Here is a 19,753-nt window from a genome sequence, read left to right as displayed (position 1 = left end):
CGATTCATGCTAGTAGAAGTGGACAGAGTACGTTGAGGAGGAGACAGTCAACGATGGAACAAGCTATGAAGGATTTCTTTCTATTTTTATCCAAAAACAAAACCTTAAATTCTGCCGCGAAAAAGTGGGGTCTGCGCTTTGGAGCGAGTCGCTTTGTATCCGGTCAAACCATTGCGGAGGCAATTAACGCCGTGCGCAAGCTGAACCAGCAAGGTCTCGTGTGCACGCTGGATCATCTGGGCGAATTCGTGTTCAGCGTAGAGGAAGCAAACGAGTCTGCTGACTATTGCATCAAAACGCTGGAAGCGATCCACCAATCCGGTGTCGATTGCAATCTTTCGTTGAAAATGACTTCGCTTGGTCTGGATATCAGCCGTGAGCTCTGCATGGACAACATGAGACGCATTTTGGATTCGGCTAAGAAAAACGGAAACATTTTCGTTCGTATCGACATGGAGGACTACGCACACAATCACGTGACCATGGAGATTTTGAACGAATTACTACAAGAGTACGACAACGTAGGAACCGTAATTCAGGCGTATCTCTACAAAGCATCGGACGATATCGACAGCTTGAAGGACAAAAAAGTGAACTTCCGTCTCGTAAAAGGAGCTTACAAGGAATCTCCTGAAGTCGCTTACCCGAACAAGCCAGATGTAGATGAGAACTACAAAAAAATCATCAAGCAGCATCTGTTGAACGGTGGGTACGCTGCTGTGGCAACTCATGATGACAACATCATTGATTTTGTGAAAAAGCTGGAAAAGGAACACAATATCCCGCGCACACAGTTTGAATTCCAAATGTTGTATGGTATTCGCACGCAGTCCCAAATTGACTTGGCTCGCGAAGGCTATAAAATGCGTGTTTATGTACCGTACGGAAACGACTGGTATGGATATTTCATGCGCCGTTTGGCAGAAAGTCCGGCAAACGTAAAATTTGTTCTCAAAGGGATGTTTACGAAATAAGTTTTGCGAAGTATACTTGACACCTCCGGAGGATTCTCCGGAGGTTTTTATTTTATCTGGAAAGGTGAGAGTCTTGTGAATTGTTGGATTATTTCGCTTACTCCTCCGTATTCTTTTGACCGGTTGCTTCGGCGTCTTGAGACACATCCAGATACGCAGATACGTGTGAATAAAGAAAAAAATAGTCTACAGCGCGTCTTTCGTATCGGCTTACGGCCTGTTCTGGTCCATATGCAATTTGTGGGCAGCTTGGAAGAACCCGCATTGCACTACGAGACAAAGGCGATTTTGTCCACGACAGAACAACAGCTGCTACAAAAAATGATCCGCCGTACTTTTAGTGTCGATTTGGATTTATCCATTATTTACGAGCAGATGAGGGAGGAAAAGGAACTCGCCATCCTGACCGAGCGGTTTCGCGGTCTTCGTCCTATGCAGGATACCGATTTGTTTCAATGCATGGTCAAGACGATTATCGGACAGCAGATCAATCTGACCTTTGCAGCCAATTTGACCGAGAGGCTGGTTACACTGGCTGGCGACCCAGTAGAAAACGCAAGCGGCGAGGGCATCATCGCCTTTCCGACTCCTGATGCGGTAGCGAGATTGACGGTGGAGGATTTGCGTACGCTGCAATTTAGTCAGCGAAAAGCAGAGTATATTATCGATTTCGCCCGTGCCATTGTGAATGAAACGGTAGATTTGGAAAGACTATGGATAATGAAGGACGAGGAAATCATTACGTACCTCACGTCACTACGAGGAATTGGACGGTGGACGGTAGAGTGCCTGCTCATGTTTGGGATGGGGCGTCCAGACTTGTTGCCCGCTGCTGATATCGGTTTGCGAAATGGAATTGTTCACCTCTATGGAATGAATTCGAAGCCAAATGAAAACGACATTCGCAAGCTAGGGGAAAAGTGGGCTCCATGGCGCAGTATCTATTGTCTGTACGTATGGGAAGCGGTGGGGGCGATCAAGAGAAAAGAGGTATTTGACCTGTAAAAACTTTCATTTTTAACAAAAGTTCAATAATTTTAAAAAATTAAAGGTTGAATAGTGAGTAAATTTTAAGTTATACTAATGAAAATTTTATTTTATTAAATAATATTGAGAGGATTCATATGAAAGAACTTTCTACGAAAGAAACAATTACAATTGGTTTGATGCTGTTTGCCCTATTCTTTGGAGCAGGGAATATGATTTTCCCGCCTGCACTGGGACAAGCCGCAGGAGATAATGTTTGGATCGCAATGGTTGGCTTTTTGATTACCGGTGTAGGTCTGCCTTTACTGGGAATCATCGCGGTAGGCTTGGCTGGCGGTAACTTGCAAACGTTGGCGACAAGAGTCCATCCGATGTTTGCAGTCGTATTCACCTTCATTGTTTATCTGTCGATTGGGCCATTCATGGCGATTCCGCGAACAGGTACAGTAACCTTTGAAATGGGCGTGCTGCCATATTTGTCTGAATCCATGAAAGGCAGTTGGATTCCGCTTTTTGTGACAACCGTCATCTATTTTGCCATCACGTTTTGGTTGAGTCTGAACCCGAGCAAGCTGGTGGATCGAATCGGTAAAATTTTGACACCTGCTCTCTTGATCATCATTGGTCTGATGTTTGTCAAATCACTCATTTCTCCTTTGGGTGAAGTGGGACAACCAACAGGTGCGTATCAGGATACTGCGTTCTTCAAGGGTTTTGTCGAAGGCTATCTGACGCTGGATGCATTAGCTGCAATGGTATTTGGGTTGGTAGTAACAACGGCTGTTCAGGCTAGAGGCATCATTGACCGCAAAAAAGTGATGTGGTCCACGATCAAAGCAGCCATTCTCGCCGCTACCGGTCTTGGACTTGTCTATCTTGCCCTCAGCTATTTGGGCGCGACGAGTGTTTCGTTTGCGAAATCGGAAAATGGCGGACAAATTTTAACCGGGGTCGTGCACCAACTGTTCGGTCCATTAGGTTCGCTCCTGCTGGGAGCAGCTGTTACGCTTGCTTGCCTCACTACTTCGGTTGGGCTCGTCACAGCGTGCAGTCAATTTTTCTCGAGTCGTATTCCTAGCATCTCCTACAAGAAAATGGCAGTGATCCTGTGTGTGTTCAGTGCTGCGGTAGCAAACGTAGGTTTGACGCAGTTGATTACGTTCTCTGTGCCTGTCTTGATGGCGATTTATCCGCTGGCGATCGTGCTGATGCTGCTGACGTTTTGTGATCGGATGTTTAATGGACATCGTGCCGTATACGTTGGCGCGATCACGGCAACGGCTGTCATCAGTCTGTTGGATGGAGCTTCCCAGCTTGGATTGTCTATCGACTCGCTAACGCCTATCTTGGAACAATTGCCACTGTACAAAGTAGGAATTGGTTGGGTGGTGCCAGCTTTTGTAGGCGCACTGCTAGGGTTGCTGTGGGCTAGCCTCACACGCAGTGTCCCGATTGTAAGAGAAACGAAGTAAATAATATGAGCGGGTGGGCTTTAGCTCCACTCGCTTTTTTATTGTCGCAAACAATTTTTGTCCTGCTTTTACCAGCTCGATAGGACTTCTATCCGTCCACAACACGGGTGATCTATGTTACCATGGAAAAACGTAAATTGTCTGAACGGCATGTTTCATTCTATGTCGTTTTGAAAGAAGGGAGGTTATTGGCTATGTCCACGATGAAAGTCTTGGTTGCCGATGACGATCCAAACGTACGCGAAATTATTCGCCTTTATTTTGAAAAACAACAAATCGAGCTCATCTCAGCAACAGATGGACGAGAAGCTCTTGAGATGATGGAAAAGGAACAGCCGGATGTGGTCATTCTCGATGTGATGATGCCGCAGTTGGACGGCTTTGAAGCATGCCGGGAAATCCGCAAGAAGTGGGATACGCCGATTATTATGCTGACGGCAAAGGATGAGGAGTTTGACCGTGTACTCGGATTGGAGCTCGGAGCGGATGATTACGTAACGAAGCCGTTTAGTCCACGTGAGATCGTTGCACGTATCCGTGCGATTATGCGCAGATTACAGCCAAAGCCAAAGGTAGAAGAGGAGGCAGTGCTTCGGACTTTTGTTTTTGATCAATTGACGATCGATCTGGATAAACGGGAAGTGATCGTTGCCGGGGAAAAAGTGAGCTTTCGCCCGAAGGAGTTTGATCTGCTTGTTCAACTCGTCAAATCGCCGGGAAGTGTTTGGTCGCGAGAGCAATTGCTGGAACAAGTGTGGGGCTTTGATTATTTTGGCGATGTTCGAACGATCGATGTTCATATTAAAAAGATCAGACAGCGTTTAGACAAGCTCCCTTATGAATGCATTCAAACGGTTTGGGGGATCGGCTACAAGTTTGGGGTGGATCACTGATGCTAGGCATGTCGAAAAGTATCTACCGCAGACTGCTGGTCAGCTTTTTGGCTACCGTTTTGGTAGGGTTGGGGATTACAGGGATCGTTCTCTCCTTTTTTACGAAAGAGTATATTTACAACGCGAAAGAAGAAGAGCTTTTGCGGATGGCCAAAAAAGTAAATGCCGCTATCCATAACAGCAATGAAGTAAACAAAAAGCTCTTGGACAAGCTGGCGATGCTGGACGAGTCATTTGATACCCGCATCTGGTTATTTGATACGGAAGGAAAAATTGTCGCGACTTCGATGAAGGATGAGATGCTTACGGGCAAGTCCGTGGCAGTTTCCATCGCGGGTAACGTGCTGAACGGAAAAAGCGCGGTAACTGAGCTGCAAATCGAAGGTCTGGATGACCCGATGTTGTCGGTCTCCGTCCCGTGGGGCGAGGGCGAAAACATCTATGGCGGAATTATTTTGCATGCGCCGATTGAAGGAATTGAGAAAACCTTTGGTCAAATGCGAGAATCGATTCTGTGGGCGACATTATTTGGGGTGCTTCTTTCTACGATCATGGTTTCGTATTTGTCATGGTCAATCTCCCGCCCATTGCGAACGATTGAGAGAACAGCGGCTGAAATTGGTCGAGGGAATTATGCAGAGCGCGTCCAGGTCGATACGTCTGATGAGATTAGCGACTTGGCGCAAACGATCAATACGATGGCACAGAAGCTGGAGAAGGTGGAGCAGGAGCGTCATCATCTAGAGCAAGTGCGCAATGATTTTTTGGCGAATGTCTCCCATGAATTGCGTACGCCGCTCACCGCGATCCAAGGTTTTCTCGAGGCGTTGCAAGACGGCTTGGTAGAGGAAGAAGAGGCGCGGCAGAAGTATTACGCTGTGATGTACACCGAAACGATGCAAGTGAATCGCTTGGTGGATGACCTGATGGACTTGATGAAGCTGGAGAACAATGAAGTAAATCTGGCCAAGTTCCCTGTCGATGTAGCAGATGTCATGAATCGGGTTGCTTTTTCCTTCCATCCAGAAGCAGAGGAAAAAGGGCTTCGCTTGGAGGTAGAGGTAGAGGACGAGCTGCCGCGAATTTATGCCGACAAGGACCGGATCGCGCAAATTCTGAAAAATCTGGTGAAGAATGCACTCAAGTTTACGGCTGCGGGTGAAATTCGCATGCGTGCTTCGCTGGAAGAGGAATACGTCCAGATTCAAGTGATCGATACAGGGATGGGAATTGCAGCAGATGACCTTGATCGCATCTGGGAACGTTTTTTCAAAGTGGATCGGGGACGTTCCAAGAACAATAAAGGGACAGGGCTTGGACTTGCCATTGTAAAAGAGCTGGTAGAGCTGCATGATGGCAAATGCAGAGTGGATAGCACGCCTGGAAAGGGCAGTACTTTTACGATATGGCTTCCAAGGATTAAGCCGGAGAACTAAATCATGATCCGATCAAAATGATCATGGTCATACTTTTTTCATATTTTGATCATCGTTTTTTCCTACTTTCCTTACAGAATGGTTATCTTTAACCGTTACGATATAGGTGTGACAGCGAGAAGGTCACGAAGCCAAGGAATGAAAGGGGAATGAACATGAACAAAAAATGGCTCTCCATTGCCACTGTCGCATTACTCCTGTCTGGCAGCTTGGTTGCCTGCTCTAACACAACAGGAACTCCTGAACCGGCGACACAACCAGAGGGCACGACAAGCGAAACCGCTCCGGGGTCCTCCACTTCTGATAGCGGACAATCGACCGATAGCTCGGTTTCGCAAGATCAGTCTACAACGGATGCATCTACGAACAGTTCTGATGCATCGAAGGACACAGGTTCGTCTACGGTAGCACCTGCGACAGATGCCAATTCTGATGCAGGCACCAGCACTGGATCACCTAGTGCTGCGGGAACCGAAAGCAGTGGTTCCACTGGACAGTCTACAACGACTGACGCCAGCAAGAAGTAATCATTCACGAACCGGAAACACGTTCGTTTGAACTCCTCTACTTCCCTCCCGTTTTATATACCTTGATGACGGCTATAGGCCGTCTTTTTTTTGTTCTATTTCATGGTATGATTATCCAAAAACATACATAGTGAGCGGGAGGGAGAAGCATGATCACGTATCCATCGTTAAAAAAGGGCGCTACTATAGGGGTAACTGCGCCATCATCTGGTGTACCAGAGTATTTGCATGAACTGATCAGGCTGGCATGCAGTCGTATGGAGAGCAGGGGGTATTCCATCGTTTGCAAAGATACAGTCTGGACTCAGGAAAAAGCCAAGTCAGCTCCTGCCACAATTCGCGCAGCCGAATTCAACGCCCTAATGCAAGAGGAAGACGTCGATATCATCATCCCTCCCTGGGGTGGCGAGCTGCTGATTGAGATTTTAGACAAGCTTGATTTCCAGTCCATGCAACCAAAATGGGTGTTAGGCTATTCCGATGTGAGTGTGCTGTTGCTTGCGATTACATTAAAAACGGGGATGGCTACGGCCCATGGGACGAATCTGGTGGATTTGCGTGGAGCACATATGGATGAGACGACGGCCATGTGGGAAACAGTTCTGTCCACGCAAAAGGGCGAGTCGGTTTTGCAGTACTCTTCCCCGATGTATCAAAAGGAATGGCAGCATGCGAATCCTTCGCCGCATATCTTTCACCTGACGGAACCGACTGTATGGAAAACCACAGAGACTACTCCCCACGTAAACATGCAGGGACGGCTACTTGGTGGCTGTATCGATATCATTCGGCATGTGATCGGCACACCGTATGGGGACGTGCAAACGTTTCAAAGAGAACAGATCGGGAATGAAGCGATCATCTGGTATTTAGAAAACTGTGAGCTATCTGCGACTGATCTGCGCAGATCTTTGGTACAAATGAAGCTGGCCGGATGGTTCGATCATTGTGCGGGGATCATGTTTGGGCGCAGTCCAGCGAATCAGGCGGTCGACGGCTATACCGTGGAAGACGTCTATCGGGAGCTGGCTTGTGAGCTGCAAGTCCCTGTTCTCTACGATGTAGATTGTGGGCATATGCCGCCACAAATCACGTTTATTAATGGAGCATTTGCTGAAGTGGAGCTGTCTTTCGAAAAAGGGAGCGTCCGGCAATATTTTCGTCCATAAGCATAAAAAACGAGGGCTTCCCAACGAATGGGAAGTCCTCGTAGCATGTAAGCATACATGATTTTTAGCCTTGCTTCTCGTTGTAATGGGGGAGAGGATGTTCCTCCGTCGTTTCACGTTTATTTTTGGCCGATTCACGTGTACGCAGAGTGGACAAGGCGACACCAAGAAAAATAAATGCGCCACCAGCGAAAAAGCCAACACCCAAATGTTCATGTAGCAACAGCCAGCCTAAAAATGCACCGACAATGGGCTGAACAAAAAAGAATCCGGCCCCACTCCCTGCGGGCAGCAGCTCGAAGCCTTTGTTCCACAAATAAAAAGCACCTGCGGTAGAAATCATCCCGATATAGAGGACGCCTGCCCAGATGTCCCAACCAAATTGCCAGGAGATAGGCGTGGCAGACAACTCCCAAAACATGAGCGGACTCGTAAAGATGATGCCAAACAATGCTACGTAGGTAGTGACAAGCAGGGACGAATAGCGCTGCGTTGCTTTTTTGCTGAGAACGGTGTACAACCCCCAGCTAATCGCTGCTACGAACAAAATCAGGTTGCCTGCCAGGGAAGACTGGGCGTCAGCTTGATCTGGAACACCGATGACGATGATGACACCAATCGTCGCTAACAAAATACCCGCTGCCTGCTTCAGATGGATGCGCTCCTTTAATAGCCAAACTGCGAAAATGGCAATAAAAGCAGGGGATGCAGAGGTAATCAATGCACCCATGTGGGCAGTAGACAGCTTGGTACCAAGAAATTGTGCGGCGATTGAGATCGTAACCCCAACGAAGGCGATGGCCATCAGCAGAGGATAATCTTTTCTCGCAACTCGCTCCTTGCGACCAATGGTAAATGCCCCCAACACGACTAAAGCAATGCAAAAGCGCAAAATCAATAGCGTGAACGGTGGAATCACTTCCAACACGACCTTGCTGACGACATAAACACCGCCCCAGATTGCTGCGGCGAGTGTCAGGCAGACAGCCCCCAAAAACATTTGCTTCCATTGTGATTGTGACATAACAAGTCCCTCCCGGAATAATGAATCAATCATTCGAGCGTTATTCCGTAGCCGGGAGGCAGTAAGAGAACTACTTCCTCACCGACTAGGAGAGGAGGGTGGGCACATCATTTTCAAAAAGGCGACGGTTCATATAGTTCACCTCCTTAAATTGAAGGGGTTAGCCACTTGGCTACCAGCAGCACCGGTTGTGTCAGACGACCGACTGGTGCCTCCACCTGACGATACTGCTCATAGCCAAGCCGTCCCCAGAAAAGAAGAGCGGGTTCATTATGCGCAATGACACCGTGATGAACATGCTCACTGCCATGTTGGATGCAGTAGGCTTCCATGAGTGTCACTGTTTCTTTTCCAAAGCCCTGGTGCTGATAATCAGCATGCAGGAGCAAGAGACTAATCCAGCTTTTTGAATCGTTTTCGCTGGAGAGGACGATATGGATGACTCCGATGATTGTACCTTCACGAGTAATAGCGAGCCAATGCCCGGAAGGTATGCTTATCGTGGCATCATATTCGGCTTGCAGTTCAGCAAGACTTATTGTGCTCGTGCCGTTTCGAAGCTGATTGTACTTTGGATTACTGTTGTAGGTGGCGAGTAAGTCGGGTAAGTCCTCGCGCAGCAATTCGCGAATGATGAGCCGCTCACCTGTCAGAATGAGACTCATTGAGGTCCTCCGTATTTGCGGATAAGTCCAATCTGCCCGCCGTGGTAGCCCATATGATAGATCAGACGACCGAGTGCCTGACGGGGAGTCAAAGTCGCAATCGGTGCTTCACAGGGGATGTCCCACGCGTTTATTGGCAGAGCAGCCAGAGAATCCAGCAAGTGATGGTAGGCAGCATCTTTGAAAGCAAGCAGGGCAGACAATTCGGTAAAGTTTCCTTCATCCTGTACAGGTCCAATTGTAGTGAGGGTGATGTCGGACGGGATTGCTCTTCCGAAAAACATCATACTGAATCGATATTCGACTTCTGCGATGTGATGAATCAAAAATCCGATGGAATTGGAGCCCGGAGCCAGCTTCCAGCCAAGCTCGGATTCTTCCAATTGGACGAGTGCATCCTGATATCGGGAGCGAGCTGTTTGCAAGGTCGGCAATAGTTCTTGTTCGAACATCCAATCTTCCTTTCTGGTGTTTATTTTTATTATAGGAAAAAGTTCAGGAAAAAACAGCAAGACCATTCGGAATATTTTGAATGAATGTTCACTCAGTTACCTAAATTCGGTATACTGAAGAAAAACAAGGAGTGAGAACGATGGCTCATCGCTATCATCTAACGGTTCGATCTACTGATATTGACGTAATCGGACATGTTAACAATGCCAAATATTTAGAGTACATGGAGTGGGCGCGTTTTGAGTGGATATGGGAGCAAGGATTTACGCTGGATGAATTGAGGCGACGGGCCATCATGCCGGTAGTGGTCAATATAAACATTAACTACCGCAAAGAATTGAAGATGCGTGAAGAGGTAACGGCGATTACGACAGTCGTCAAGGTGGGTGAAAAAAGCTTCGTCATCCGCCAGGAGCTGTACAACGCTGTAGATGTATTAGTGGCGGACGCCGATGTGACAATGGTCATGATCGATGCGAATACACGCCAATCTATTTCTTTGCCAGTTGAGTTGAAAGAGGCATTGCTTGTGGAATTGGAGACGGTCAACCAAAGAACGGAGTGAAAACAATAGTGGACGGTTAAGATGCTACGAGCTTGCTATTATCTTATCCTTACGATCCAAAATTTCACGAGTAACCAAGAGAAGTTCATTAATCCCTTCCAACAAAATATCGAGTTTCTGTTCAGAGATGTCCCAACCTCCTTTTCATCCATTACAATGATCATATCAAAAGACAGAATCTCATGCAGATAGAATTTCGCAAAAGAAAGGAAGGGATAGCCATGTCCAAATTTACGACAATCCTATTTGATCTCGATGACACTCTCTTCGACTTTTCAGCTTGCTGGGAGAAAGGGATGCAGCAGACGATTGCGACCCATGCACTTACAGCAGAATTAGACCAAGAGAAATTCCTTGAGGCTCTGCGGCGCCACGGAGATGATTTGTGGGTCGATGTTATTGCCAAACGCTACGATTTTACGCAATACAGGAGGCTACGTTTTCAGCGAGCCATGGCTGATTGCAACCGACAGATTGAAGTGGAGCAGGTAGACGATTTTCAACGCGCCTACCAAGCGGCATGTATGGATGCAGTCCAGCCAGATGCCACTGTCCAGTCTACTATTGCGAGGTTGGCAGAGGAGCATACACTAGGGATTGTCACCAATGGTCCTGTTGATATGGCATTTATCAAGCTGGAGCGTTTGGGATTGTCTGCGTATTTTCCTCGGGAGCGGGTGTTTCTCTCCGAAATCATCGGACATCATAAGCCTGATCTGCGCATATATGAACATGTTCGTGAAAAGCTCGGTGTCGAGAGCGAGCAGGTGCTGTTCGTAGGGGATACGTGGGAGGCAGATGTAGCAGGGGCGATGGACGCAGGCTTCTCAGCAGTTTGGATCAATCCACGGGGGAAGAAGCCTACTTCCGAACATCAGCCACTCGCTATCATTGAACGACTGGATCAGCTTCTCGCAATCTTGTAGAAAAAAGCAGCTCATTGCCCCATAGCCGCATAGCTTGCGAGCTGTTTTCGGTGGCAATCAAGCTGCTTTTTCTACCTATTTTCTTGCTTCTTTTGTTCCTCGCGTTTTGCGTACTGCTTTCTCATGAAAAGGATGAGAGTAACAATAATCAGCCCGATTAAAATCCCGACAGCTCCCGGTGTAAGATCTCCCCAAAAGATTTTATACAGCAAAATCACTGTCAGGATAACGGCAAACTCCAGATACCTACTGGCCATGCGAATATTCCCCCATTTACATGACCTGATTATCGTTCGTATCTACTAACCTGATCTTTCATTTTTTCATGCTGACTCTTCCTGTACTTTGTGATGAAAAAGATGAGATTGAGGACAATCAGGCCAATTGTGATTGACATACTTCCGGTAGTCATGCTTTTTCCTATCGAGATGTTGAAAAGCAGCATTCCAGATAGGAGCAGGGCAAAAACGAGATTAAGCATCATGAGGCTCTTCCCCCATAAAAATTCGTTCGAGCGAAGGGACTTCAACGTTCACGCCATAAATATCCACGCGTGCCTGGACAAGAGCACGAACGAGCGTTGCCACTTTTTGATCGTCATCGACCTGGATCGAGAGACGCCCGTCTTCCCAAATCGTATTGCGCCCGAGGGACTCAATAAAGGTGCGCAGGTTTCCAGAATCCTCATTAGTAAAAGCCGAGTGACGTACGTTCACAGATCGCCATGCCTGATGGGCAGCTTGCAGCTCATCGAGGGTACCGAGTGAACTGATTTTTCCGCTTTTCATGATGGCGATGCGGGTACAGATTTTCTCGACTTCATTCAAATTGTGCGAGGTCATGAAGATCGTTTTTCCTTGTTGATGGAGCTTGCGCAGCAAATTTTGAATATGCAGGGCTGATTCGACGTCTACACCAGAAGTAGGTTCATCAAGGAAGATGAGCTCCGGGTCTCCGACTAATGCTTGGGCAATACCCAGCTTCTTTTTCATCCCGAAGGAAAAGGTTTTGGCTTTGCGGGATGCATGCTCCTCAAGCTCAACGGCTGTCAGGATGCGCATGCATTCTTCTTTTGTCAGTGTGACGCCTTTTACCTGAGCGAAATAGTGCAGATGCTCCGCAGGAGATAAATGGTCGTAGAAGGTGGAGTAATCCGGCAGTACGCCAATTCGTTTTTTCCAGCCCTCTGTATGGGCATCTTCTCCAAACATGCGAATAGTGCCCGCAGTCGGAATCAGAATGCCTGTCAGCATATTGATAAAGGTTGATTTTCCTGCGCCGTTTCGACCGAGGAATCCGAAAATCTCTCCGCTGTGCACAGTAAGACTAACGTCATTCACGACCGTTCGATTGCCAAAGCGCTTGTTCAACTGTATGGTCTCAATCATTGCCATTAACAATCCCTCCGTCGGAATAGGTACATAGAAGCGATCAGAAAAGCTGCTGCATAGAGCCAAATGAAGCCGGTCCAGGCGCCGCCTTTTTCCATAAATGAAAAGGGGGTCAAATATTTAATCCATGGAGCTGCTGGGTGACTGGAGAAGGTGCTCCACAGCCCGAGACCTGGCAAGATCAGTGCGATCACAATTCCTAAAAACATCGTGTAGCTGGGGCGAGGTATCACGAGCGAGAGCAGCAGCGCCAGCGAGATGCAATAGAGAAGCAGGGATACGCAGAGGTAAAAGGTCTTGGCGTCAAACGTTTGCACGGTGGCGAAAACTACGCCAAACGTAATAATCATGCAGGTTAACCAGAAGAACGCCACTCCGAGAAATTTCCCCAAAATGATCTGATTGCGTGAAGTCCGGGTGACGAGAAAGCGAATCGTCCTGCCCGCTAGCTCACGATTTATGACATCATGAGACAGGCTGAATACAAACAAGGGCCCGAACAGCATGATGAGTGCAAAGATACCAAGCGCGTGTCCCTGAGCCAGCTCCTTTTGTGGGAGAAAGCTTGCTGCCTGATTGACGAGATCAGAAACCAAGTAAGAGATGCCTACGATAAAGGCAACGGTAATTAACGATTTAATACTTTTAAATAGCCGAAAAAATTCGTGTTGGCAAATAGCCCACATAGGTAAATCCGCTCCTTTCTCCTTCATCATAATGGCCAGACCTTTCCCCTACTAAAACGCTACCTTACCATTTCCTTATCTTTTTTGTTGGCGTCGGTTCTCATGGTAGAATGAATGACAGCAAGGGAGGGAACGGATATGGAGAAAGAAGCAAGAATCTTGCTGGTAGATGATGAAGAAGCGATTTTGCAGATGCTTCAAACAGTGCTGAAAAAGGAAGGCTTTGTCCAGATCGATACATGTACGACAGCAGCAGAGGCGATTCGTCTGGTGGAGGAGAAGACATACGACTTGTTGATTCTGGATGTCATGCTCCCTGATAAAAATGGATTTGAGCTGTGCGGAGCCGTGCGCCAGCGAACGAAGGCACCGATCTTTTTTCTGACGGCAAAGGGCACGGATTTTGATAAATTAAGCGGATTCGCTTATGGAGCGGATGATTACATAACGAAGCCATTTCATCCACTAGAGGTCGTTGCCCGGATGAAGGCTCATCTGCGCAGAACCTTAGGGGGATCTTCTCCAGCCCAGGAAGAAAAGCGCTTTGATTTTGGCCGTTTTCAAGTAAATCTGGAGGCAGCCGAGCTGTTCGTGAACGGAGAACGAGTGGACTGCCCGGCGCAAGTATTTTCATTGCTCGTCTTTTTCTGCCAGAATCCGAACCGGGTATTTACGAAGGAACAAATTTACGATCATGTATGGAAAGACGAGTACGGGATGTTTGATGAAAATACAGTCATGGTGCACATTCACAAGCTGCGCCAGCGCATAGAAGAAAATCCGGGACAGCCAAAGCTCCTGGTTACGGTGAGAGGGCTGGGCTACAAGCTGGTTAGCCCGGCAAGACAGTCATGAATTTGCGAAACAAGCTGATTTTTCAATATGTCCGGCAACTGTTCGGGTTTCTCCTCGTCTTGCTGCTGTTTTTGATTATCGCGATGCTGGGGTTAGGCTGGCGCATAATGAACGAGCAGTTGGCCGTCGATTTGTCTAGGCTGGAAGCGTCCGATTTGACATTGAAGATGGATTACGAGGGGAAGCGTGTTCGCGTCGAACCGGAAATCGAGAAGAGCGTGGCGAGGCATCAAGGCTGGTTGCAGATTATCGACAAGCACGGAAAAATCCTGTACAACTATCGGACACCTGCTGATGTTCCCAGTCAATTTGGGCCAGGAGAGTGGATTAGTTATGTAGAAGACCGAGATGCTTCTCCCTATCACATCACGCACTGGGTTATAAATCAATTTGACGAAAATATGATCATTCTCTATGGAACACCCGCTCCAGAAAAAGAAATGATGAAGCGACTAATCGCAGCAAAAACGGGAACCAGCAAAGAGACATGGGATGCGTTGAACAAAAGCTTTTCCCAAGAAAAGGCATGGTACTTGGTATACGATCATACGGGGAAACTCATCCATCAATGGAATCACCCGAAAGCTTCTGCCCAGTTAGACATGACGGAAGTACTTCAGAACGGCGAGACAGCAAAAAATGTTCCTGTCCGCATCACAAGTCGATATGACACGAAGAGCGACTTGACGTACGTAGTGGGCACTCCGAATCCAAACTATCAGTCTGGTGTCCAAGAGACGTCGGAGGATGCCATGGTCAAGGAAACGTTCCTTCAGATCGGTATTATTTTGATCCTGGTCGTTCTATTCGCAGGTAGCTGGTATGCGTGGCGGGTAGGAAAACCGCTCTTGCACATGGTGAATTGGCTGGAAAGACTGGCCCAAGGTCGCTATGAGGAGCCTATCGGGAAAAAAGGAAAACCTATCGGAAGGAATTGGCGAGGGAAAGAAAAGAAGTCATTTCGTGTGTTCAAGGATGTGTTTGACGCTCTCCGGCATCTGAGTGAAACCTTGCGTTCCAATGAAAAGCTTCAGCAAGAGATCGAGCAGACGCGAGAGGAATGGATTACCGGGCTCTCCCATGATCTCAAGACACCGCTGAGCTCGATTTACGGCTATGCTACCTTTTTGGAGTCCGAACAATATGAGTGGGACAGAAAAGAAGTCAGCGAATTTGGGAAAACGATACGGGAAAAGTCAGACTACATGAACGGACTGATTGAAGATTTGAATTTAACCTATCGACTCAAGAACCAAGCGTTGCCGATGGTCAAGCAACCTGTCGCGATCGTAGAAACCATTCGCAGGATTGTGGTGGATATGGTGAACGATCCGAGCTCGTCCTTGCATGACATCGAATTTTTGGCGAATGTTCAATCGTTAAGGGCCGAGGTCGATCCAATCTGGTTTCGCCGCATCATCGTCAACATTTTGACAAACGCGATCAAATATACCCCGGCAGGTACACATGTGCTCGTAGAGGTACAGTCGATTGCAACCGATCAGTTTATGGTCAAAATTGCGGACAATGGTCCGGGCATGGATGAGACGACATTGGCCAATCTGTTCGAAAGATACTACCGAGGTGGGCACACAGGAGAGAACACCAGTGGAACGGGGCTGGGGATGGCGATCGCCAAACAGCTCGTCTTGGCTCACGGTGGAGAGATTACGGTGGAGAGCAAGCTGGATAGCGGAACTGTTGTCGTGATGACGTTTCCTGCGGCCATCAGCTAGTTGGTTTTCTTACTAAAAGCCAAGGGATTTGCGCTGTCCCTTGGCTTTTTTCTGTTAAGGTCTAGAAATGAACGTTTGTATGACTTTGCCATCCTCTTGACGCTCTTGATAGTGATTGGCTGTGTAATCGCGGATGCTGGCACGCCAAAAGCCGATGGCAGGCACGTTGTTTTCCAATTGAAAGACTTCCCAGGCACCCGGGAACATTTTGAAGATTTGATGGGAGGCCGCTTTTCCGATGCCCAGTCGACGGTAGCGCTTCATGATAAAAAATTCAGCAATGGAGTAAAGTGGGTGGGTCGTTGAATCGGTATTGGGGAGTATGCGAACAAGGACAAACCCTGCGAGCTTGCCATTGACTTTGATAAAAAAGGGATGACGCTCAGGTTCGATCCAGTACTCTTCAAAGTAGTCATAGCCAAACAAGCCGTTTTCATCGACTTCAAAAGGTTCAAACTCAGTGAAGTCATATGTATACAGCTCTAGCAATTGCCCCAGAACGTGCTTTTGGTCAAAAGGAACTCGTTCTATCGAAAAAGTGTGGTTCATGGGAGAAGCCTCCTTTTGGCATAAAATTGTATCGTATCGCAGGCCAACATACGGATAGCGTACTCTATTTTAAAGGCTGCGGGAACAATTGGAAGACATTTCTTTACACAATGGAACACACGGAGACGGTTCGCTATCCGAATGGCGTAGAGGCTCGGAAAGAATACAACTCTTTTGGGGAAGCCGTCACAACAGGGCATACGCAAAATGGAAAGACCTATCGCTATGCCTACGATCAGATTGATCGAATCGCGACAGAGTCGAATCCACAGGGCGAGCGCACCTATCGTTACGACACGAGAGGCAATCGGGAACATGTGGAGGGCACCGAGGAGCCACATACAAAAGACAGCTATACATTTACCTATGATGGATTGAACCGCTTGAAAACCTATTCGAAACAGAATGGGGACAGCGGTTCTTTTGCGTACAATCCGGATGGATTACGTGCTGTGAAGGAATCCAATGGGGACGCTACGAAATATGTTTACGTAAATGGGTATGTGATGAAGAATTAGATCAAAGCGGTAACGTGAAAGCCCAAAACATCTGGGGCAACGGCATTTTGTTCCGCAAGCTCCATAGTGGTGGGCAGCAAGGCGGCTATTACCTTGGAGACAGGGAAATTTCATTAGAGTTTGATACTGAACGTTTGGAAAACTCTCTCAAGAACAATGGAAAGAACAGTGAAGAAGGGATTTGTATCTTCAAAGACTTCAGTGACCCAAGATGTTTTATCTTATTAGATTGTTTGAAGAGGATACGATGTTTAAAGAAATAGTGAGGATGTATAGTTTGAATATATAGTATATGCCTTGCCTATCATAGACCCCCAAAAGAGTAACTAATTACTCCTTTGGGGTTTTCTTCATGTAAGATGCATTCTTACAAATTACAAAAAATACCCTATAGACCGACGTTCCCAAACGTCCACACTATAGGGTACACTTTTTTTCCCTTTAATGAATTGCTTTCTTCTTAAACTGCCCACCGCGCACATCGTGAATATTGCCGACAGCCAAGAAGGCATTCTCGTCAACTTCTTCCACGATCAGCTTCAGCTTGGCTTCTTCCAATCGCGTAATGATGCAGAAAATTACTTTCTTGTCGTCTCCGGTATAGCCGCCTTCCCCATTCAAATAGGTAACGCCACGGCCCAGACGAGCAACAATCGCATCTCCCAAATCCTTGTGATTGTCGCTAATGATCCATACCGCTTTAGACTCCTGGAAGCCTTCGATGGTCAGATCGATCATTTTGAATGCAATGTAGTAGGCGATCAGCGAGTACATCGCGCGATCCCAACCGAATACAAATCCGGCACTGCTCAAAATGAATAAGTTCATGAACATTACGATCTCACCAACGGAGAACGGAGATTTCTTGTTAAGCAGTACAGCGACGATCTCTGTACCGTCCAGAGAGCCTCCATAGCGAAGAACAAGTCCCACGCCAATTCCGAGAAGTATGCCCCCAAATACAGCTGCAAGCAGGGGATCATCCGTTAGCCCTGGGACAGGGTGAAGGAGTGTCGTACCAATTGACATGATCGTAACCCCAAAGAGGGTCGAGAGTGCAAACGTTTTTCCGATTTGCTTGTACCCTATAATTAAGAAGGGCAAGTTAAGCACGAAAAGGAAAACACCAAGAGGCAACCCAGACAGGTGCGAGGTAATAATCGAGATACCTACGATTCCACCGTCGATAATATTGTTCGGTACGAGAAAAATTTCGAGTGCTACTGAGAACAGGGAAGCACCAATCAGGATACCGAAGACCCTCTTGAGCAATTTTCCAATGGGTAATTTCTGATGAGTCGATTTTGCAAGTGGTTGTTCCATCGTTCCTCTCCCCATTGTGAAATTTTTTACTTACTTAGCTATTATAGCATTCATTCTTATGCGATTACTGCACAATTACACTTTTTAGTAAAAAATATTCCATTCAGACTTGTTCAGACTCATTTATACGCTTGAAATCTCGTTCAGGCGTGAAAGTGGGGATAGCGAGTGTTCTGTATTGACTGGTCATACAGAAATTGCTATTTTCAAACTGTTAGGAAAATAGTTGGGGGGAAGCACAATGGGTTTCTTGAAAAAGGAGATAGAAGTATCATCATCTATAGAGCTGGTTTGGTGGGCGTGGACACGAAAGGAACGGCTTGTTCAGTGGTTTGCGCCTGATGCAACGATTGAGCCGTATCTGGGCGGAGCATACGAATTGTACTTCAATCCAGCCAATCGCGACCAGATGGGGACGAAAGGGTGCATCATTACCCATTTTGAACCGAAGGAGCGCCTGGGTTTTACATGGAAGGGACCGGATGAATTCGCAGATACCATGAATCATGAGGATGCCTTGACTTACGTGCTTGTCACCTTGTCTGAAGCAGAGGGGAAAACGCAAGTATTGGTCGAGCATTTCGGGTGGAAAGAGGGAGAGGAGTGGGAAAAGGCTCGGGGCTGGCATGAAATGGCTTGGTCTCATGTATTGGGGAGCCTGAAATCTGCACTTGAATCGGGCAAAGGAGATCTGTGCTGCTCTCTACAGGCTGCTCATCAAGGGTAGAATTTGAGGATTCGTCTTGGCGAGCCAATCTGATGATTACATATACAGACTATGAGAGACAATCAGATAATAGACGTCGGGGCGCTGATCCTGATCATTCCTACGCTTCAATTCTTCCCTTTCTTCGGGCGTCGCTATCATCTGCCTGGTCGAAGTGAGAGTCATCTTGTGGGCGTCGCACAAATAACTTTGGAGTGGGGAGGCTGAAATGAAAAGCTTCGAGGAATTGTACTGCGAAGAGGATTCAGCGATGGAGGAAATAAAGAAATGGCAGTCAGCATCAGACCGAAAGATTACTCTTCTGCCGTCTGAACTGGAGAAAGGAAAAAAACAGCTCGTTGATTTACAAGTAACGACGAGGTCAACACTAGGTGCTGTTGCTTTTGAAACAGGCGGGATTCTGATTCACCAAGGATGGCTACGGATTCTAGGGTCTGGTCATCCTCATTTCCCTCGTTCGATCACTTCTTGGAATCAGCAATGTGCCATGAATCAGATGCTGTTGGTAGCAGACGATGTCATAGGGGGATTCTTTGCAATCAATGGTGGAATGTTTCCGGAGTCGGTAGGCGGTATATGGTATTTCGCTCCGGACAGTCTTGCGTGGGAAGATCTTGAAATTGGCTATACCGACTTTTTGCACTGGGCAATGACGGGGGATATCCATACGTTTTATGCGACATTTTTCTGGAAGGATTGGGAGAAGGACGTTTCCAAGCTAAAAAGCGATGAAATGTTCGCGATCTATCCTTTTTTGTGGTCAAAAGAAGCGCGTGAATTAACAATGGAGGAGTGCTCAAAAAAGCCGATACCTGCATTGGAAATTTGGGAGATGAGCCAAAAAGTTGTGTAAAGGAAAAAAGAGCGGCCCACGAAG

Annotated in this window: 22 protein-coding genes; 14 read left to right on the top strand and 8 right to left on the bottom strand. The window is 47.2% G+C overall.

The features are described from left to right. Positions 1–53 precede the first annotated feature (53 nt). The 7 genes from ASG16_RS11170 (at position 54) to ASG16_RS11140 (ending at position 7,458) form a co-directional block, all read left to right on the top strand. A complete protein-coding gene (locus tag ASG16_RS11170) occupies positions 54–974 on the top strand; it encodes a proline dehydrogenase family protein (RefSeq protein WP_056490409.1) in 921 nt (306 codons plus the stop codon). Between the two features lie 75 nt (positions 975–1,049). Beyond that, the gene (locus tag ASG16_RS11165) at positions 1,050–1,979 is read left to right on the top strand and encodes a DNA-3-methyladenine glycosylase family protein (RefSeq protein ID WP_056490406.1); all 930 of its coding nucleotides are present in this window, start codon (positions 1,050–1,052) and stop codon (positions 1,977–1,979) included. 119 nt (positions 1,980–2,098) lie between these two features. Beyond that, positions 2,099–3,433: a branched-chain amino acid transport system II carrier protein gene (gene brnQ / locus ASG16_RS11160; RefSeq protein WP_056490403.1), complete on the top strand. Its 1,335-nt coding sequence runs from the start codon at positions 2,099–2,101 to the stop codon at positions 3,431–3,433. Between the two features lie 194 nt (positions 3,434–3,627). After that, on the top strand, positions 3,628–4,326 hold the full coding sequence (locus tag ASG16_RS11155; RefSeq protein ID WP_056490400.1) for a response regulator transcription factor: 699 nt from the start codon (positions 3,628–3,630) through the stop codon (positions 4,324–4,326). Continuing rightward, the gene (locus tag ASG16_RS11150; RefSeq protein WP_056490397.1) at positions 4,326–5,762 is read left to right on the top strand and encodes a sensor histidine kinase; all 1,437 of its coding nucleotides are present in this window, start codon (positions 4,326–4,328) and stop codon (positions 5,760–5,762) included. The genes ASG16_RS11155 and ASG16_RS11150 overlap by 1 nt, the downstream gene beginning before the upstream one ends. A gap of 155 nt (positions 5,763–5,917) precedes the next feature. Then, positions 5,918–6,289, top strand: a complete 372-nt coding sequence (locus tag ASG16_RS11145) for a hypothetical protein (protein WP_056490394.1) — start codon at positions 5,918–5,920, stop codon at positions 6,287–6,289. Between the two features lie 149 nt (positions 6,290–6,438). Beyond that, positions 6,439–7,458, top strand: a complete 1,020-nt coding sequence (locus tag ASG16_RS11140; protein WP_056490391.1) for a S66 family peptidase — start codon at positions 6,439–6,441, stop codon at positions 7,456–7,458. 64 nt (positions 7,459–7,522) lie between these two features. On the opposite strand, the gene ASG16_RS11135 is transcribed toward ASG16_RS11140, so the two are convergent. The 3 genes from ASG16_RS11135 to ASG16_RS11125 form a co-directional block, all read right to left on the bottom strand. Beyond that, positions 7,523–8,482, bottom strand: a complete 960-nt coding sequence (locus ASG16_RS11135) for a DMT family transporter (RefSeq protein WP_056490388.1) — start codon at positions 8,480–8,482, stop codon at positions 7,523–7,525. 146 nt (positions 8,483–8,628) lie between these two features. Then, positions 8,629–9,147, bottom strand: a complete 519-nt coding sequence (locus tag ASG16_RS11130; RefSeq protein WP_056490387.1) for a GNAT family N-acetyltransferase — start codon at positions 9,145–9,147, stop codon at positions 8,629–8,631. Then, the gene (locus ASG16_RS11125) at positions 9,144–9,599 is read right to left on the bottom strand and encodes a DinB family protein (protein ID WP_056490383.1); all 456 of its coding nucleotides are present in this window, start codon (positions 9,597–9,599) and stop codon (positions 9,144–9,146) included. Before ASG16_RS11125 ends, ASG16_RS11130 begins: the two co-directional genes overlap by 4 nt. Positions 9,600–9,739: 140 nt before the next feature. Between ASG16_RS11125 and ASG16_RS11120 the strand changes: the two genes are divergently transcribed. Both ASG16_RS11120 and ASG16_RS11115 read left to right on the top strand, forming a co-directional pair. Next, positions 9,740–10,165 carry an acyl-CoA thioesterase gene (locus ASG16_RS11120; RefSeq protein WP_056490379.1) on the top strand — a complete coding sequence of 142 codons (426 nt, stop codon included), beginning with the start codon at positions 9,740–9,742 and terminating at the stop codon, positions 10,163–10,165. Positions 10,166–10,386: 221 nt separating this feature from the next. Further along, positions 10,387–11,091 (top strand): HAD family hydrolase, encoded by a 705-nt coding sequence (locus ASG16_RS11115; RefSeq protein WP_056490376.1) that lies wholly within the window; start codon positions 10,387–10,389, stop codon positions 11,089–11,091. A gap of 71 nt (positions 11,092–11,162) precedes the next feature. Here the strand turns inward: ASG16_RS11115 and ASG16_RS11110 are convergent, their stop codons facing one another. The 3 genes from ASG16_RS11110 to ASG16_RS11095 form a co-directional block, all read right to left on the bottom strand. After that, positions 11,163–11,348 (bottom strand): hypothetical protein, encoded by a 186-nt coding sequence (locus ASG16_RS11110; protein WP_056490373.1) that lies wholly within the window; start codon positions 11,346–11,348, stop codon positions 11,163–11,165. 216 nt (positions 11,349–11,564) lie between these two features. Next, on the bottom strand, positions 11,565–12,485 hold the full coding sequence (locus ASG16_RS11100; protein WP_056490371.1) for an ABC transporter ATP-binding protein: 921 nt from the start codon (positions 12,483–12,485) through the stop codon (positions 11,565–11,567). Continuing rightward, positions 12,485–13,198 carry an ABC transporter permease gene (locus ASG16_RS11095; RefSeq protein ID WP_056490369.1) on the bottom strand — a complete coding sequence of 238 codons (714 nt, stop codon included), beginning with the start codon at positions 13,196–13,198 and terminating at the stop codon, positions 12,485–12,487. Before ASG16_RS11095 ends, ASG16_RS11100 begins: the two co-directional genes overlap by 1 nt. 108 nt (positions 13,199–13,306) lie before the next feature. Here ASG16_RS11095 and ASG16_RS11090 point away from each other — a divergent pair, with 108 nt between their 5' ends. Together ASG16_RS11090 and ASG16_RS11085 are read left to right on the top strand one after the other, a co-directional pair. After that, a complete protein-coding gene (locus ASG16_RS11090; RefSeq protein WP_056490366.1) occupies positions 13,307–14,023 on the top strand; it encodes a response regulator transcription factor in 717 nt (238 codons plus the stop codon). Continuing rightward, entirely contained in the window at positions 14,020–15,759 is a 1,740-nt protein-coding gene (locus tag ASG16_RS11085; protein WP_056490363.1) for a sensor histidine kinase, read from the top strand. Before ASG16_RS11090 ends, ASG16_RS11085 begins: the two co-directional genes overlap by 4 nt. 54 nt (positions 15,760–15,813) lie before the next feature. On the opposite strand, the gene ASG16_RS11080 is transcribed toward ASG16_RS11085, so the two are convergent. Beyond that, positions 15,814–16,308 carry a GNAT family N-acetyltransferase gene (locus tag ASG16_RS11080; RefSeq protein ID WP_056490360.1) on the bottom strand — a complete coding sequence of 165 codons (495 nt, stop codon included), beginning with the start codon at positions 16,306–16,308 and terminating at the stop codon, positions 15,814–15,816. Positions 16,309–16,418: 110 nt separating this feature from the next. Between ASG16_RS11080 and ASG16_RS11075 the strand changes: the two genes are divergently transcribed. Beyond that, complete coding sequence (locus ASG16_RS11075) at positions 16,419–16,826, top strand: hypothetical protein (protein ID WP_157966769.1); 408 nt, start codon at positions 16,419–16,421, stop codon at positions 16,824–16,826. A gap of 441 nt (positions 16,827–17,267) precedes the next feature. On the opposite strand, the gene ASG16_RS11070 is transcribed toward ASG16_RS11075, so the two are convergent. Continuing rightward, a complete protein-coding gene (locus ASG16_RS11070; RefSeq protein ID WP_017250060.1) occupies positions 17,268–18,149 on the bottom strand; it encodes a YitT family protein in 882 nt (293 codons plus the stop codon). A 241-nt stretch (positions 18,150–18,390) separates the two neighbouring features. Here ASG16_RS11070 and ASG16_RS11065 point away from each other — a divergent pair, with 241 nt between their 5' ends. Further along, positions 18,391–18,876: an SRPBCC family protein gene (locus ASG16_RS11065; protein WP_056490353.1), complete on the top strand. Its 486-nt coding sequence runs from the start codon at positions 18,391–18,393 to the stop codon at positions 18,874–18,876. A 208-nt stretch (positions 18,877–19,084) separates the two neighbouring features. Further along, entirely contained in the window at positions 19,085–19,729 is a 645-nt protein-coding gene (locus tag ASG16_RS11060) for a DUF2625 domain-containing protein (protein ID WP_056490351.1), read from the top strand. Positions 19,730–19,753: the final 24 nt, after the last annotated feature.

Source organism: Brevibacillus sp. Leaf182 (genome assembly GCF_001423865.2).
Classification (GTDB): Bacteria; Bacillota; Bacilli; order Brevibacillales; family Brevibacillaceae; genus Brevibacillus; species Brevibacillus brevis_C.
The sequence above is the reverse complement of the archived record's forward strand: the minus strand, read 5'-3'. Positions and strand labels throughout refer to the sequence as shown.

Coding starts and splice junctions, on each gene's coding strand:
- ASG16_RS11150 (WP_056490397.1), top strand. CDS start 4,326: ATGCTAGGCATGTCGAAAAGTATCTACCGCAGACTGCTGGTCAGCTTT.
- ASG16_RS11110 (WP_056490373.1), bottom strand. CDS start 11,348: ATGGCCAGTAGGTATCTGGAGTTTGCCGTTATCCTGACAGTGATTTTG.
- ASG16_RS11155 (WP_056490400.1), top strand. CDS start 3,628: ATGTCCACGATGAAAGTCTTGGTTGCCGATGACGATCCAAACGTACGC.
- ASG16_RS11100 (WP_056490371.1), bottom strand. CDS start 12,485: ATGGCAATGATTGAGACCATACAGTTGAACAAGCGCTTTGGCAATCGA.
- ASG16_RS11170 (WP_056490409.1), top strand. CDS start 54: ATGGAACAAGCTATGAAGGATTTCTTTCTATTTTTATCCAAAAACAAA.
- ASG16_RS11060 (WP_056490351.1), top strand. CDS start 19,085: ATGAAAAGCTTCGAGGAATTGTACTGCGAAGAGGATTCAGCGATGGAG.
- ASG16_RS11070 (WP_017250060.1), bottom strand. CDS start 18,149: ATGGAACAACCACTTGCAAAATCGACTCATCAGAAATTACCCATTGGA.
- brnQ (WP_056490403.1), top strand. CDS start 2,099: ATGAAAGAACTTTCTACGAAAGAAACAATTACAATTGGTTTGATGCTG.
- ASG16_RS11090 (WP_056490366.1), top strand. CDS start 13,307: ATGGAGAAAGAAGCAAGAATCTTGCTGGTAGATGATGAAGAAGCGATT.
- ASG16_RS11115 (WP_056490376.1), top strand. CDS start 10,387: ATGTCCAAATTTACGACAATCCTATTTGATCTCGATGACACTCTCTTC.
- ASG16_RS11145 (WP_056490394.1), top strand. CDS start 5,918: ATGAACAAAAAATGGCTCTCCATTGCCACTGTCGCATTACTCCTGTCT.
- ASG16_RS11085 (WP_056490363.1), top strand. CDS start 14,020: ATGAATTTGCGAAACAAGCTGATTTTTCAATATGTCCGGCAACTGTTC.
- ASG16_RS11140 (WP_056490391.1), top strand. CDS start 6,439: ATGATCACGTATCCATCGTTAAAAAAGGGCGCTACTATAGGGGTAACT.
- ASG16_RS11125 (WP_056490383.1), bottom strand. CDS start 9,599: ATGTTCGAACAAGAACTATTGCCGACCTTGCAAACAGCTCGCTCCCGA.
- ASG16_RS11065 (WP_056490353.1), top strand. CDS start 18,391: ATGGGTTTCTTGAAAAAGGAGATAGAAGTATCATCATCTATAGAGCTG.
- ASG16_RS11120 (WP_056490379.1), top strand. CDS start 9,740: ATGGCTCATCGCTATCATCTAACGGTTCGATCTACTGATATTGACGTA.
- ASG16_RS11095 (WP_056490369.1), bottom strand. CDS start 13,198: ATGATGAAGGAGAAAGGAGCGGATTTACCTATGTGGGCTATTTGCCAA.
- ASG16_RS11130 (WP_056490387.1), bottom strand. CDS start 9,147: ATGAGTCTCATTCTGACAGGTGAGCGGCTCATCATTCGCGAATTGCTG.
- ASG16_RS11075 (WP_157966769.1), top strand. CDS start 16,419: ATGGAACACACGGAGACGGTTCGCTATCCGAATGGCGTAGAGGCTCGG.
- ASG16_RS11080 (WP_056490360.1), bottom strand. CDS start 16,308: ATGAACCACACTTTTTCGATAGAACGAGTTCCTTTTGACCAAAAGCAC.
- ASG16_RS11135 (WP_056490388.1), bottom strand. CDS start 8,482: ATGTCACAATCACAATGGAAGCAAATGTTTTTGGGGGCTGTCTGCCTG.